This is a genomic window from Domibacillus iocasae (assembly GCF_001750285.1).
Taxonomy (GTDB): domain Bacteria; phylum Bacillota; class Bacilli; order Bacillales; family Domibacillaceae; genus Domibacillus; species Domibacillus iocasae.
Genome location: NZ_MAMP01000024.1, coordinates 54858 through 70588, shown reverse-complemented (window position 1 = coordinate 70588; position 15731 = coordinate 54858). Strand labels below are relative to the sequence as shown.

Genomic DNA, 15731 nt, shown 5'->3' with positions numbered 1-15731 from the left:
CAAGCTGTTATGACAAGGAGGCTGTTCAAATTTGAATAATAAACCGAATAATCAACAATCTACTACTAATAAGCCGGCGGGAAACCGTGGACCGGCAAAGCCGAAGCCAACGGGCTCTAAGCCGGGCCAGCAAAAACAAGGCGGCGGACAAGGCGGTGGTGCCCGCAGCGGCGGCGCTTCAAGACCAGGTTCACGCGGCATTAACGGCGGACCACGTGGAAAAGGGCGTTCTGGGCAGCGTAAAGGAGCTCCGAAACAACCAATTCCGGTGAAAAAGAAAGAAATTCCAGAAAAAATCGTATTCTCCGGCTCGTTGACAGTAGGAGAGCTGGCGAAGAAAATGAACGTGGAACCATCTGAGGTTATTAAAAAGTTATTTATGCTCGGCGTGATGGCAACCATCAACCAGGAGCTTGACAAAGATGCCATTGAACTTGTGGCAGGCGAGTTTAACGTAGAAGTAGAAGAAGAAATCTTAATCGATAAAGCGGATCTTGAAACGTATTTTGAAGAAGAAGAGGCGGATGATAATGCGATTGAACGTCCAGCAGTCGTAACGATCATGGGTCACGTTGACCACGGGAAAACAACGCTTCTTGACTCAATACGCAACACAAAAGTAACAGAAGGCGAAGCAGGCGGTATCACGCAGCATATCGGGGCTTACCAGGCGGAAACGAACGGGAAGAAAATTACGTTCCTTGATACACCAGGCCACGCAGCTTTTACTACCATGCGTGCGCGCGGAGCGAAAATAACAGATATTACGATTCTAGTTGTTGCAGCGGATGATGGAGTAATGCCGCAAACCGTTGAAGCAATCAATCACGCGAAAGCGGCTGAAGTACCGATTATCGTGGCGGTGAATAAAATTGATAAACCGGCAGCCAACCCGGATCGTGTCATGCAGGAATTGACTGAGCATGGACTTGTACCGGAAGCGTGGGGCGGCGAAACAATTTTCGTTCCGCTTTCAGCAAAACATGGGGAAGGAATCGATACATTACTTGAAATGATTCTTCTCGTCGCGGAAGTAGAAGAATTAAAAGCCGATCCGAAACGAAAAGCAATGGGTACAGTTATTGAAGCCGAGCTTGACAAAGGCCGCGGCTCTGTGGCAACATTGCTTGTTCAAAATGGTACATTGAATGTTGGAGATCCAATTGTAGTCGGAAACACGTTTGGCCGTGTCCGTGCGATGGTAAATGACATTGGCCGCCGGGTGAAAACAGCAGGCCCATCTACGCCGGTTGAAATTACTGGATTAAATGAGGTGCCGCTTGCCGGTGACCGTTTCGTCGTGTTTGAAGATGAAAAAACAGCACGTCAAATCGGTGAATCCCGCGCCCAAGATGCACTTCAGGCGCAGCGCAGCGAGAAAACAAAAGTCAGTCTTGATAATTTATTTGAACATATGAAACAAGGCGAAATGAAGGATTTGAACATCGTCTTAAAAGCAGATGTTCAAGGTTCGGTTGAAGCGGTAGCGGCTGCTCTTCAAAAAATTGAAGTGGAAGGCGTTAACGTGAAAATCATTCATACAGGTGCCGGCGCGATTACAGAATCCGACATTATTTTGGCATCGGCTTCAAATGCGATCGTGATCGGGTTTAACGTTCGTCCAGATGTAAATGCGAAGCGTACAGCAGAAGTGGAAGAAGTAGAAGTGCGTCTGCACCGTATTATTTACAAAGTCATCGAAGAAATCGAAGCGGCGATGAAAGGCATGCTTGATCCTGAGTTTGAAGAAAAAATTATCGGGCAGGCAGAAATACGCCAGACGTTTAAAGTGTCTAAAATCGGCACGATTGCGGGAAGCTATGTAACAGAAGGTAAAATTACACGCGATTCAGGCGTCCGCTTGATCCGTGACGGCATCGTTATTTTTGAAGGCGAAGTCGATGCACTGAAACGCTTTAAAGATGATGCAAAAGAAGTAGCGCAAGGCTATGAGTGCGGAATTACCATTCGTGGTTTCAATGATGTTAAAGAAGGCGATATTATTGAAGCGTTCATCGAGCAGGAAATCGAGCGCAAGTAACCTTCGCTTGAAGGAGTGAAAAGTATGTCTATGCGTTCAAATCGTGTTGCAGAGCAAATGAAAAAAGAATTAACAGAAATTTTAAGCCGTAAAGTGAAAGATCCACGCATTGGATTTTTAACGGTAACAGATGTGGAAGTAACCGGTGACCTGCAGCAGGCAACCGTATATATTACGGTGCTTGGCGGCGAAGAAGAACGGGAAGGTACCCTAAAAGCACTGGCAAAAGCAAAAGGATTTATCCGCTCAGAGCTTGGAGCTCGTATCCGCCTTCGGAAAACACCGGAGCTTATGTTTGAATTTGACGAGTCAGTTGCGTATGGGAATAAAATTGATACGCTTCTAAGAGAACTTAAAGATTCCGACCCATCGTAATAAAGTGAATCTTCCACCAGTGGTGGTTTTCTCATCCTCCACTGATGGTTAGATGAACGAATCGGGCTTTTACGGGCAGTTGAACGCCTACTTATCTTCTTCGATTGACTTATAAGATTGAGGAGGGGTTTTTACTGCCCGTTAATGCGGGATAAAGAAAGGCGCCATGAAAAGCGGCGGAGTTTTTCCGCTGCTTCATCAGGCGTCTTTTTTTTATCCTAAAAGGAGGAATACAGAATGAATGGCATTTTACCACTTTGGAAAGAAAAAGGCATGACCTCACATGACTGTGTATTTAAAACACGCAAAATTCTTAAAACAAAAAAGGTCGGCCATACGGGCACACTTGATCCGGATGTAGAAGGAGTGCTTCCCCTTTGTATCGGGAACGCGACGAGACTCGCGGAATACATTACGGACAGCGGAAAAACGTATGAAGCGGAGGTGACAATCGGTACATCAACAGAAACGGAAGATGCATCAGGTGCCGTTATTAATTCAAAACCGATTGAAAAACCGATTAATGAAACAGACTTATCACATGTTTTTCAAAGCTTAACGGGTAAGATTGAACAAACACCGCCTATGTATTCTGCTGTGAAAGTAAACGGCAGGCGTTTATATGAATATGCACGTGCAGGTGAAATCGTTGAGCGTCCGTCCCGGATTGTTTCGATTTACAGCATCGAACAAATCAGTCCGGTTGAGCAAGATGAAAAAAGTGTCCGCTTTTCAATTCGGATTAGTTGCGGAAAAGGCACATATATTCGGACTCTGGCTGTGATGATCGGCGAAAAGCTTGGTTATCCGGCTCATATGTCCCGTCTCGTTCGAACACATTCAGGCGGTTTTAGTCAGGAAGACTGCGTAACCTTAGCGGAACTGGCAGAATCTTTACCTGAAGAGGTATTGAAGCCGGTTGAAGTCGCTGTTTCCCATTTGCCGAAGTGGCATGTAAATGATACAGTAGCATTAATGATAAAAAACGGAGCAGTACTGCCGGTGCCTGATGAGTGGCCAGCCGGAGAAGCAGAAGCCGCTGTTTATTTGAACAGTGAGCTTTTGGCGATTTACCGGCTTCATCCTGAAAAAAAGGGAAAAATCAAGCCGGTTAAAGTAATGCCACAATTGTAGAAAGACAGGTGTGAAATATGGATGTTATCATGCTGAGCCATCCCCATAGGCGCGAAAAAGAGGATTATAAACCGACAGCGCTCGCGCTCGGATTTTTTGATGGTGTACATAAAGGCCATCAGCAGGTAATCGCGGCAGCAAAAAAAACGGCAGATCAACACGGCTGGAAAAGCGCCGTCATGACATTCGATCCCCATCCATCTGTCGTTCTCGGCAGAAAACACCGGCACATTCGCCACATTACACCGCTTGAAGAAAAAAAGCGGCTTATTGAAGAACTCGGAATCGATTATCTGTTTGTCGTCCGGTTTACATCAGATTTTGCAGCGCTTGAGCCGCAGCAATTCGTTGACGAATACATAATTGGCTTGAATGTTAAACACGTGATTGCGGGCTTTGATTTCACATATGGAAGGCTTGGAAAAGGAACGATGGAGACGTTAATGTTTCATTCGCGTGGCGAGTTCACGTTTACATCGGTTGAGAAGCTGGAATTTGAAAAAGAAAAAGTCAGTTCGACAAAAGTAAGAGAACTATTGGCAGAGGGTCTCGTCCGCGATGCGTCAGATTTACTTGGCCGGCCTTACCGAATGCGCGGAACGGTTATTCATGGTGATAAGCGCGGACGGAAAATGGGTTTCCCAACCGCAAATATTGAACCGGACGATGATTATTTCTTGCCGCTCACCGGCGTATACGCTGTGAGAATTCGTGTGCAGAATAGGTGGCACGAAGGAGTGTGCAATGTCGGGTACCGACCGACATTTAAAAGTCCGGACAAGCCGGTGTTATCCATTGAAGTGCATATTTTTCATTACACTGGAGACATTTATGGTGAAGAAGTGGAAGTAGACTGGTTTATCCGGCTTCGTGGTGAACAAAAATTCAATGGAATTGAAGAACTTGCTGCTCAAATTGAACGGGATAAAGAAGCGGCAGCCCAATTCTTCGACAGCAAACGCCTTGACGAAAGATGTTAAGTTTCGTATAATATACAGTGCTTGACATTTTGAACCGCTGCTTGGCATTGCGCTTCTCCAACGCGTGCTCGGCTGACGGGGATGAACCACATTTAAAGGAGGAAACACAAAATGGCATTATCACAAGAACGCAAAAACGAACTAATTCAGGAGTACAGAACACACGAAAGCGACACTGGATCTCCAGAAGTGCAAATCGCTGTATTGACTGAACAAATCAACACGTTGAATGACCACTTACGTACTCATAAAAAAGACCACCATTCACGTCGCGGTCTATTGAAAATGGTCGGCCGCCGCCGTAACCTGCTTTCATACCTTCGTAATAAGGATGTAGCCCGTTACCGCGAGTTGATCCAAAAGCTCGGTTTGCGCCGATAATTCACGATAAAGCGGGATTTTTCCCGCTTTTTTGTTAGGAAAAAAACATTTTTTAAATAACTTTTGAAATAAAGAGAGGTGCAACCAAATGGAGCAGGGAAAACAAACATTTTCCATCGACTGGGCAGGACGCGAACTGACTGTTGAAGTTGGGCAAATCGCGAAGCAGGCCAATGGTTCAGCGCTTATTCGCTATGGCGAGACCGTTGTATTAAGTGCTGCAACAGCTTCAAAGGAACCAAAAGCAGTGGACTTCTTTCCATTAACGGTAAACTATGAAGAACGTCTTTACGCTGCCGGTAAAATTCCAGGCGGATTTATTAAGCGGGAAGGACGTCCAAGTGAAAAAGCGACGCTGGCGAGCCGGTTAATTGACCGTCCGATCCGTCCTCTTTTCCCGGATGGTTTCCGTAACGAAATTCAAGTAATCAGTATGGTGATGAGCGTAGATCAAAACTGTTCATCTGAAATGGCTGCGATGTTTGGCTCTTCGTTGGCACTGTCTGTATCAGACATTCCATTTGAAGGTCCAATTGCTGGTGTAAACGTTGGCCGTATCGATGGCAATTTTGTCATTAACCCAACTGTTGAGCAGCAGGAAAAAAGTGATATTGATTTATCGGTTGCCGGTACGAAAGAAGCGATCAACATGGTTGAAGCCGGAGCAGATGAAGTGCCGGAAGAAGTGATGCTTGAAGCGATTATGTTCGGCCACGAAGAAATTAAACGGTTAATTGCATTCCAGGAAGAAATTGTCGCAGCATTCGGCAAAGAAAAACGCGAAGTTGTTCTTTACGAAAACGATAAAGTACTGGAAGCGAAAATTCGCGCGATGTGTGAAGCCGATATGAAACAAGCTATTCAAACCGTTGAAAAGCATGCACGTGAAGAAGCGATCACCGAAGTGAAAAACACGGTAAAAGAAGCGCTTGTTTCAGAAGGCGAAGAAGAATCGCTCGGTGAAGCGTCAGCTATTCTTGAAAAAATGGTCAAAGAAGAAGTCCGCCGGTTAATTACCGTAGAAAAAATCCGTCCGGACGGCCGTAAAATTGATGAAATCCGTCCACTTGCGTCCGAAACAACATTGCTTCCGCGTACGCACGGATCTGCTATGTTTACACGCGGGCAAACGCAGGTGCTCAGCATCGCAACACTTGGCGCATTAGGAGACGTTCAAATTTTGGACGGCCTCGGAACAGAAGAATCAAAACGGTTTATGCACCATTATAATTTCCCTTCATTCAGTGTAGGAGAAACACGCCCTCTTCGCGCACCGGGCCGCCGCGAAATCGGGCACGGGGCACTTGGCGAACGTGCGCTTTATCCGATCATCCCGGATGAAAAAGACTTTCCATATACGATTCGTCTCGTATCTGAAGTGCTTGAATCAAACGGATCATCTTCACAGGCAAGTATTTGTGCAAGTACGATGGCGATGATGGATGCCGGTGTACCGATTAAAGCACCAGTAGCTGGTATTGCCATGGGTCTTGTAAAGTCCGGTGAGCATTATACTGTGTTATCTGACATTCAAGGAATGGAAGACCACCTTGGTGACATGGATTTTAAAGTCGCTGGTACAGCTAAAGGTGTCACAGCTCTGCAAATGGATATTAAAATTGACGGCTTAAGCCGCCAAATTTTAGAAGAAGCCCTGCAGCAGGCAAAAGAAGGAAGAATGCACATTTTAGAGCATATGCTGTCTGTTATTGATACACCGCGCAATGAATTGTCGGCTTACGCGCCGAAAATTACGACAATGACGATTAATCCGGATAAAATCCGTGATGTCATTGGGCCGAGCGGTAAACAAATCAATAAAATCATCGAAGAAACGGGCGTTAAAATTGACATTGAGCAGGATGGAACGGTCTTTATTTCATCCATTAATCAAGAGGATAACGAACGTGCAAAGAAAATTATTGAAGACATCGTGCGTGAAGTGCAGGTCGGCGAACTTTACATGGGGAAAGTAAAACGAATTGAAAAATTCGGTGCTTTCGTTGAATTGTTTAAAGGGAAAGACGGTCTTGTTCACATTTCCGAACTGGCAGAAGAGCGGGTCGGTAAAGTAGAGGACGTTTTGAAAATGGGCGATGAATTCCTCGTAAAAGTAATTGCGATCGACAATCAAGGCCGTGTAAACGTATCAAGAAAGGCTGTTTTAAAAGAACAGCGCGAAAAAGAAGAGGCGGCTAAACAGCAGCAATAAGATGAAAAGCGGAGGCTCCATTTAGAGTCACCGCTTTTTTTATTTTATAAGAAAGTATATCTACGCCTAGCCCCAGCACCCTAGCGCCTCGTGTACTTCACTTTCCCCCTTGCGATAAGTCAACATCGAATTGAGGGCGGCGCAATGCCGTGTTTCTGGCCTTTGATCTTTTTATCCCCCGAGCGGAGCGCTCCAGTCCATGTGGTGCTAAAGAGGGCACTTGCGCTTTTGTTCTAGCTTTTAAAAGCAAAATGTGGTATTGTTATTCATTGATATTATACCGCTGTCAACCAGGTGAAACAGAAATTAGGAGGATATGATTACGTTGATAAAACGATTTACGTGCAAGAATGGTGTGACGATTGTCACAGAAGAGATGTCGACTGTCCGCTCCGCTGCTATCGGGATCTGGATTGCGACAGGTTCACGCGACGAATCACCAGAATTAAACGGTGTGTCACACTTTCTTGAGCATATGTTTTTTAAAGGCACAGATACATTAAGCGCGAAAGAAATTGCTGAAAGTTTTGACAGCATTGGCGGGCAAGTAAACGCCTTTACGTCGAAGGAATATACATGCTATTATGCAAAAGTACTTGACAATCATGCGGACCATGCGTTAAATGTACTTGCGGATATGTTTTTCCATTCGAAATTTGACAGTGAAGAGCTTGAAAAAGAGCGGAATGTTATCTTAGAGGAAATCAAAATGTACGAAGATGCGCCGGATGATATCGTTCATGATTTGCTTAGCAGCGCTGCGTATGGCAGCCACCCACTCGGCTTGCCTATTTTAGGTACAGAAGAAACATTATCTTCATTTACGCGGGATACGCTAAAAGACTATATGTATAACATGTATACACCGGATCGGGTTGTTATTTCAATCGCCGGAAACATTACAGAAGATATTATCAAGAAAGCAGAAGCGTTATTTGGTGAATATGAAGGCGGCAAAGCAGCGATCATGGAGAACGTTTCTGATTTTTACTATGAAAAAAAATCACGATCAAAAGAAACAGAACAAGCACATTTATGTCTCGGTTATGAAGGCATTTCTATAGGGGATAAAGACATTTACAATTTAATTGTGATGAACAATATTATTGGCGGAAGCATGTCGAGCCGTCTATTCCAGGAAGTTCGTGAAGAGCGCGGCCTTGCGTATTCGGTCTATTCTTATCATTCTTCTTATAAAGATACGGGCCTCATAACGTTTTATGGCGGCACAGGTGCTGAACAACTGGATGAATTATACGCGACCATTATTGAATCGATTGATCTTGTGAAGACAGAAGGCATCACGGAAAAAGAACTTCATAACAGCAAAGAACAGTTAAAAGGCAGCTTAATGCTCAGCCTGGAGAGCACAAACAGCCGGATGAGCCGCAACGGGAAAAATGAACTGCTTTTAAAGCGCCACCGTACACTAGATGAAGTGGTATCACTCATTGACAATGTGACAAAAGAGCGCGTAGATGAACTGGCAAAAAAACTATTTGATAAACCGTTCTCAGCTTCACTTATCAGCCCCGACGGCAAGTGGCCAAAAACGGCTGTAATTTGAATCCCCTTTTTGGCGGATTCTTTTTTTTTTGCCAAAATCAGAATGCACAGCGGATATTGCAATTCATACAATAAAAAGAATAGGCCGCAATTGGAGGAGATGAAGGTGAACGCATTAATTTTTGGCGGAGATGCCAGGCAGATTGAAGTGGGCCGCCTATTAATGGAAAGCGGCATCCACGTGTATATGGCTGGATTTGATCAAGCGGAAAACGAATTGATGGGTGCACAAGTCATTAAAAATGAAGACCTGTCCTATAAGTCAATGGACCTGTTTGTGTTACCGGTATCTGGTGTGAAAAAAGGAGGGGTTGTTGATGCCCCGTTTTCGTCAAAACCGCTTTTTATGACGAAAGAGATAGCCGAATCGTTATCAGAAGACTGCATTATAATCAGCGGGATTGCGACTCCAGTTTTAAAAAGCATCGTGCAGCGCGATGTTCTCTACATTTTTGAAAGAGAAGATGCGGCGATCTTAAATTCGATCCCGACGGCTGAAGGGGCACTGATGATTGCGATGCAAAAAACAAATCACACCATCCATGGCGCTAACGTTATGGTCATAGGGTTTGGCCGCGTCGGCACGACAACGGCACATTTATTCCATAAAGTAGGTGCCCGCGTCACTACAGCATTAAGAGAGACAGGGAAGTTTGCCAGAGCAAAAGAAATGAACCTGCATCCTATTTATATGGAAAGTATAATAGACGAAATTGAATATGCTGACGTGATCATCAATACAGTACCAGCTTTGATCCTTACAGAAGCTATTCTTGCCCGGATGAATCCAGCGTCTATGATTATCGATCTTGCGTCTGAGCCGGGTGGAACAGATTTTGAAGCGGCTGAAAAAGCGGGCATTCAAGTGATTCACGCGCTTAGTCTGCCAGGCAAAATAGCGCCAAAAACAGCTGGAGAAATACTTGGGCACGTGTTGATAGGTGCAGTGAAGGAATGGAAAAAAGAAAGGGGATTGTAAGGCGTGGATCAACCTTTAAAAGGACGGCGGATCGGGTTTGGCTTAACGGGCTCGCATTGTACGTTTGAAGAGATTGTGCCAGTCGTTGCGAAATTAAAGGAATTAGGTGCAGATGTTGTGCCTGTTGCAACAAACACCGTTCAAAAAGAAGCAAGCCGGTTTGGAGCAGCGGGGGAATGGCTGAAAAAAGTAGAAGAAGTAACAGGCCGGAAAGCTATTTCGACGATTCAAGATGCAGAACCGCTTGGACCAAAAATTCCAGTTGATTGCATGGTGATTGCGCCGATGACCGGAAACTCGATCAGCAAACTTGCCAATGCGGCAACAGACTCACCTGTATTAATGGCTGCGAAAGCAACACTTCGCAATGGGAGCCCCGTCGTCTTGGCTATTTCAACAAATGATGCACTTGGATTAAACAGCCAAAATGTGATGAAACTGTTAAATATGAAAAATATTTATTTTGTTCCGCTTGGCCAGGATGATCCTTATAACAAGCCAAACTCTCTTGTCGCCATCATGGATTTAATTCCTGAGACAGTTTCAAAGGCGCTATTGCATCAACAAATCCAGCCGCTGTTAAAAGAATATCCACATATCACGGGTTAAATGACTGCTTTTTTTGCCAGCAATTGATTTTCTTCTTTTCATCACACTTTATTGTGTTAAAATAATGCTATTATCAGTATCAAGATACTTATCTCAACATTCACTTTTATTCGACAGCGTATCTTTATACAAAAAGATGAACTTTTTATTCTGGAAGGGGAAGATTTACATGAGTAACAAAGGTTTTCACGTAGCCGTCGTCGGGGCGACGGGAGCGGTCGGGCAGCAAATGTTAAAAACATTGGAAGAGCGCAATTTCCCGATTAAGGCGTTGACGCTTCTTTCATCCGCCCGTTCAGCGGGAAAAACCGTTTCTTTTAGAGGCGAGGATGTAATGATTCAAGAAGCAAAGCCTGAAAGCTTTGAAGGCATTGATATTGCCCTGTTTTCTGCTGGCGGAAGTGTGTCTGAAGCGTTGGCGCCAGAAGCGGCAAAACGCGGTGCAATTGTCATTGACAATACAAGCGCATTCCGTATGCATCCAGATGTGCCGCTTGTTGTACCGGAAGTGAATAAAGAAGATTTGCGTGCTCATAATGGAATCATTGCCAACCCAAACTGCTCAACGATTCAAATGCTCGTTGCGCTTGAGCCGATCCGAAAAGCTTTTGGGCTGAAAAAAGTCATCGTTTCTACGTACCAGGCGGTATCAGGCGCAGGTGCGAAAGCGGTTGAAGAACTTTACAGACAAACAAAGGCAATTGTTAACAATGAGCCATTTGAACCGCAAATTTTGCCGGTCGGCAGCGATAAAAAACATTACCAAATTGCTTTTAACGCGATTCCGCAAATTGATAAATTCCAGGACAATGGCTTCACATATGAAGAAATGAAGATGATCAACGAAACGAAAAAAATTATGCATATGGAAGATTTGCCAGTAGCAGCGACGTGTGTTCGTCTGCCAGTGGCGACAGGGCACTCCGAATCTCTTTATATTGAAACAGAAAAAGGCGGTTTGACAGCGGCCGACATTCAAGGCTTGTTGAAGGATGCCCCGGGCGTTGTGCTGCAGGATAATCCATCTGAACAAATTTATCCGATGCCGGCAGATTGCGTCGGCAAAAATGATACATTTGTCGGACGGATTCGTAAAGATCTGAATACAGATAATGGTTTTCATATGTGGGTTGTTTCTGATAATCTGTTAAAGGGAGCAGCTTGGAATTCTGTGCAGATCGCTGAAACGTTAATTGAGATGGGGATTGTTACAGAAAAATAAGCCGGCTGTCACTCCTAATCGAGAAAGCCAGGTGTATAGGTTGAACATTATCATTCAAAAATTCGGCGGCACGTCTGTACGTGATGAGCAGTCACGTTTGAGTGCTCTCGTTCACGTACAGCGCGCAGTCCGCGAAGGATATAAAGTAGTTGTTGTGGTCTCTGCAATGGGGCGGAAAGGCGATCCGTATGCGACGGATACGCTTCTTTCGCTTGCAGGAAGCGGAGGCGGTACGCTGACGAAACGAGAAACCGATTTGCTCATGTCAACGGGTGAGCTTATTTCCAGCCTCGTTTTTTCAGCTATGTTGAAAGAAAACGGATTATCATCTGTTGCATTGACAGGTAGTCAGGCTGGTTTTGTCACAGATCATGATCATATGAACGCTAAAATTGTCAAGGTCGAAACGTCCAGATTGCTGAAGGAATTTGAAGCTTGTGATGTCGTTGTCGTTGCAGGATTTCAAGGTGCATCCAAATCGGGTGAAGTAACGACATTAGGAAGAGGCGGCAGTGATACATCTGCTGCTGCACTTGGTGCGGCTTTGCAAGCTGATTTTATCGACATTTTCACGGACGTAAACGGCATTATGACGGCGGATCCGCGGATTGCCGAAAATGCACGCCCATTATCCGTTGTGACGTACACAGAAGTATGCAATATGGCGTACCAAGGAGCAAAAGTCATTCATCCGCGTGCAGTAGAAATTGCCATGCAGGCGAAAGTGCCGCTGCGTATTCGATCTACGTATTCAGAAGAAACGGGTACACTTGTGACGTCTTTACCGGATGAAAATCGCGGATCTGATACACGGGATCGGCTCGTAACAGGTATTGCCCATGTGACCGGCATTACGCGGATCAGGGTGCAGACAGAAGAACAAGCCCACATTTTTCAATTAATGGCAGCAGAAGGAATCAGTGTTGACTTTATTAATATTTCTGAAGATCGTGTTACGTACACGGTTGCTGATTGCGATGCCTCAAAAGCTAAACAACGTTTAGAAGAAAGCGGTTATACTCCGATCATTGATCCGGATTGTGCAAAAGTATCAGTGGTGGGAGCTGGTATGACGGGTGTTCCAGGCGTTACATCAAAAATTGTTTCGGCGCTGGCTGCCCATGGAATTAATATTATGCAATCGGCTGACAGTCATACAACGATCTGGGTTCTTGTCAAAGAAAAACAGATGCCGGCTGCTGTCAATGCACTACACGATACATTTTTACTTCAACAAATAAATGAATAGGCTGAATAGATTTAGGAAGCCGGAATTAGGAGGCGATTGCACATGATTTCTTTCGGCCGGTTGTCGACGGCAATGGTGACGCCGTTTGACTCAAAAGGAAACATTGATTTCGAAAAAACCACACAGCTGATTGAACATTTAATTCAAACTGGAACAGACTCGCTCGTCGTAGCAGGCACGACCGGCGAATCACCAACCCTTACTTCTGAAGAAAAAATAGCTCTTTTTCAGCATACAGTAAAAACCGTAAAAGGCCGTATTCCGGTTATTGCCGGTACAGGAAGCAATAATACGCGGTCATCGATTGAACTGACGAAAAAAGCCGAAGCAGCAGGTGTAGATGCAATTATGCTCGTTGCACCATACTACAATAAGCCGAGTCAGGAAGGGTTATTTCAGCACTTTAAAATCATTGCGGAATCCACCAAGCTTCCAGTCATGATTTACAATATTCCAGGCCGGACATCTATTTTGATCGAGCCGAAAACGACGATCCGCCTTGCAAACGAAGTGCCGAATATTATGGCGACGAAAGAAGCAAGCGGCAGCATGGACATTATTACTGAAATTATTGCCAATACAGAAGAAGACTTTCTCGTATACAGTGGAGATGACGGCTTGACATTGCCAATTCTTTCTATTGGCGGCACAGGTATTATTTCAGTAGCATCCCATGTGGCAGGCAATGAAATGAAAGAAATGGTGAATGCCTTTTTAAGCGGCGATATCCAGGCGGCAGCATCCATTCATCAACGCCTTCTTCCACTTTTCCGCGGGCTGTTTGCTGCACCAAACCCGGTGCCGGTTAAAACAGCGCTTCAGATGAAAGGATTGGATGTCGGCGGCGTCCGTTTGCCACTCATTCCATTAACAGAAGAAGAACGCACTATTTTATCTACACTGCTTTAAAAGAAAAGCCGGTTTTGCAGCAGGTCTGCAGAAACCGGCTTTTTCATTTTCAAATGTGTTCAGCTTCAGGAAGTCATTGAAGGCTACAAATGCGACAGGATGTGGAAGCTTTGAAGCACAATGGCACGATGCGGCGGCTCCATTGCCCCTTCTAAGCCTTCGCCATTGCTCCTCATATACTGGACGCCGACGGGCAGGGTCCTCTCGCTTTTCTAAATTCAAGTCAGATAGTATTGGCTTTCATTTTCTCCATCGCTTATAATAGACGTAATGTGTGGATCGGGTTTCTTAAATGTTTAGGAGGAAATAATGTGAGCAAGAGAACAAACGAGTTAATTAAAATCATTCCGCTCGGTGGAGTTGGAGAAATCGGAAAAAACATGACAGTTGTGGAAGTGGATCAAGATATTTTTGTGATCGATTCCGGACTCATGTTTCCAGAGAACGAAATGCTCGGCATTGACATTGTCATTCCGGATATTACGTACTTGGAAGAAAACAAAGAACGGGTAAAAGGCATTTTCCTTACACACGGCCATGAAGACGCACTTGGATCGCTCGGATATGTACTGAAAAAAGTGCAGGCGCCTGTATATGGAACAAAATTGACGCTGGCCCTTGCGAAAATGCGCCTGCGTGAAGAAAACGTGAAAGAAGATGTGAAATTTTACAACATTCACTCAGAGTCAAAGCTGCGGTTTGATCATGCAGACGTAACGTTTTTCCGGACAACACACAGCATTCCGGATTCCGTCGGCGTGGCGATTCATACGTCAGAAGGCGCAATTGTGCATACGGGTGAATTTAAATTTGATCAAAGCGCAAAAGGCCATTACGCACCTGATATTAGTAAAATGGCGGCACTTGGCAAAAATGGCGTCTTTGCCTTGCTTTCCGACTCTACAGAAGCAGAGCGTCCGGGACATACGACGTCAGAAGCGGTTATCGCTTCTCAATTGTCTGATGCGTTTCACTCTGCTCATGGCCGGATTATTGTCTCGCTGTTTGCGTCCAATTTGATTCGGATGCAGCAGGTATTTGATGCAGCTTATGAAAACGGTCGTAAAGTAGCCGTAAGCGGAAAAAGCATTCAGCGCGTAAATGATATCGCGATCCGGCTTGGATATTTGCATGTAGAAGATGATATATTAATAAATTTAAATGAAATCAGCAAGCACGCGGATCATGAAGTCGTTATTTTAGCGACTGGCGTGCAAGGTGAACCGATCGAAGCGCTTCAAAAGATGGCGAAAGGAACGAACCGTCATGTGAAGATTAAAGAAGGCGATACGGTACTGATTACAGCGACTCCTTCAGCTGGGCTGGAGCTCCTTATGGCAAAAACCGTCAACTTGCTTTACCGTGCCGGCGCAAATGTGTTAACCGGCAGCCGCCGTGTGCACGTTTCCGGACACGGGTCACAGGAAGACTTGAAATTTATGCTGAACTTAATGAAGCCTAAGTTTTTTATTCCGATTCAGGGTGAATACCGCATGCTGAAAGCCCATAAAAAGCTAGCTGAAATGACAGGTGTTCCGAAAGAAAATATTTATATCCCGGAAAAAGGCGATGTCATTGAATTTAAAAACAGTCAAATGCGCCCTGCCGGCCGTGTCACAGCAGGCAATGTGCTTATTGATGGGATTGGTGTAGGGGATGTTGGCAATATCGTTCTTCGCGACCGGAAACTGTTGTCGCAAGATGGGATTTTCACTGTTGTTATTACGTTAAGCAAAAAACAAAAGAAAATTGTAGCGGGACCAGAAATTATTTCACGCGGCTTTGTTTATGTGCGGGAGTCGGAAAAACTCATTGACGATTCCGTCAAGCTTGTGACAAGCATCGTCGAGAAAAACCTGGCTGGTGAAACATTCGAATGGTCAGGCATTAAACAAGATATTCGTGATCAGCTTAATTCGTTTTTACATGAAAAAACGAAACGCCGTCCGATGATTTTGCCGATTATTATGGAAGTATAAACGCTCGTATGTTCCCATGTGTTGATATATGATATAATGTGAAAGCAGCCAGTACTGGCTGCTTTCAATTGTCTAAAGATCATAAATGTTAGGGT

13 protein-coding genes are annotated in these 15731 nt (G+C 44.8%); all 13 read left to right on the top strand.

Going from position 1 to position 15731, the window contains the following annotated elements:
• Positions 1-31 precede the first annotated feature (31 nt).
• The 13 genes from infB (at position 32) to BA724_RS14270 (ending at position 15636) form a co-directional block, all read left to right on the top strand.
• On the top strand, positions 32-2041 hold the full coding sequence (gene infB / locus BA724_RS14330) for a translation initiation factor IF-2 (RefSeq protein ID WP_069939361.1): 2010 nt from the start codon (positions 32-34) through the stop codon (positions 2039-2041).
• A gap of 24 nt (positions 2042-2065) precedes the next feature.
• Positions 2066-2416, top strand: coding sequence for a 30S ribosome-binding factor RbfA (gene rbfA, locus BA724_RS14325; RefSeq protein WP_069939360.1), 351 nt, complete (start codon positions 2066-2068; stop codon positions 2414-2416).
• Between the two features lie 237 nt (positions 2417-2653).
• Positions 2654-3550, top strand: a complete 897-nt coding sequence (gene truB, locus BA724_RS14320) for a tRNA pseudouridine(55) synthase TruB (RefSeq protein ID WP_069939359.1) — start codon at positions 2654-2656, stop codon at positions 3548-3550.
• Between the two features lie 17 nt (positions 3551-3567).
• Positions 3568-4530, top strand: a complete 963-nt coding sequence (gene ribF, locus BA724_RS14315; RefSeq protein WP_069939358.1) for a bifunctional riboflavin kinase/FAD synthetase — start codon at positions 3568-3570, stop codon at positions 4528-4530.
• 111 nt (positions 4531-4641) lie between these two features.
• Positions 4642-4911 (top strand): 30S ribosomal protein S15, encoded by a 270-nt coding sequence (gene rpsO, locus BA724_RS14310; protein WP_018392393.1) that lies wholly within the window; start codon positions 4642-4644, stop codon positions 4909-4911.
• 88 nt (positions 4912-4999) lie between these two features.
• The gene (pnp, locus tag BA724_RS14305; RefSeq protein WP_069939357.1) at positions 5000-7123 is read left to right on the top strand and encodes a polyribonucleotide nucleotidyltransferase; all 2124 of its coding nucleotides are present in this window, start codon (positions 5000-5002) and stop codon (positions 7121-7123) included.
• A 325-nt stretch (positions 7124-7448) separates the two neighbouring features.
• The gene (locus BA724_RS14300; RefSeq protein ID WP_069939790.1) at positions 7449-8690 is read left to right on the top strand and encodes a M16 family metallopeptidase; all 1242 of its coding nucleotides are present in this window, start codon (positions 7449-7451) and stop codon (positions 8688-8690) included.
• A gap of 105 nt (positions 8691-8795) precedes the next feature.
• Entirely contained in the window at positions 8796-9668 is an 873-nt protein-coding gene (gene dpsA, locus BA724_RS14295; protein ID WP_169818560.1) for a dipicolinate synthase subunit DpsA, read from the top strand.
• Positions 9669-9671: 3 nt separating this feature from the next.
• Positions 9672-10277 (top strand): dipicolinate synthase subunit B, encoded by a 606-nt coding sequence (locus tag BA724_RS14290; RefSeq protein WP_069939355.1) that lies wholly within the window; start codon positions 9672-9674, stop codon positions 10275-10277.
• A 169-nt stretch (positions 10278-10446) separates the two neighbouring features.
• Positions 10447-11499 (top strand): aspartate-semialdehyde dehydrogenase, encoded by a 1053-nt coding sequence (gene asd, locus BA724_RS14285; RefSeq protein ID WP_069939354.1) that lies wholly within the window; start codon positions 10447-10449, stop codon positions 11497-11499.
• Between the two features lie 40 nt (positions 11500-11539).
• Complete coding sequence (gene dapG / locus BA724_RS14280; protein WP_069939353.1) at positions 11540-12748, top strand: aspartate kinase; 1209 nt, start codon at positions 11540-11542, stop codon at positions 12746-12748.
• A gap of 42 nt (positions 12749-12790) precedes the next feature.
• Entirely contained in the window at positions 12791-13657 is an 867-nt protein-coding gene (dapA, locus tag BA724_RS14275; RefSeq protein WP_069939352.1) for a 4-hydroxy-tetrahydrodipicolinate synthase, read from the top strand.
• Between the two features lie 311 nt (positions 13658-13968).
• The gene (locus BA724_RS14270) at positions 13969-15636 is read left to right on the top strand and encodes a ribonuclease J (protein ID WP_069939351.1); all 1668 of its coding nucleotides are present in this window, start codon (positions 13969-13971) and stop codon (positions 15634-15636) included.
• Positions 15637-15731 lie beyond the last annotated feature (95 nt).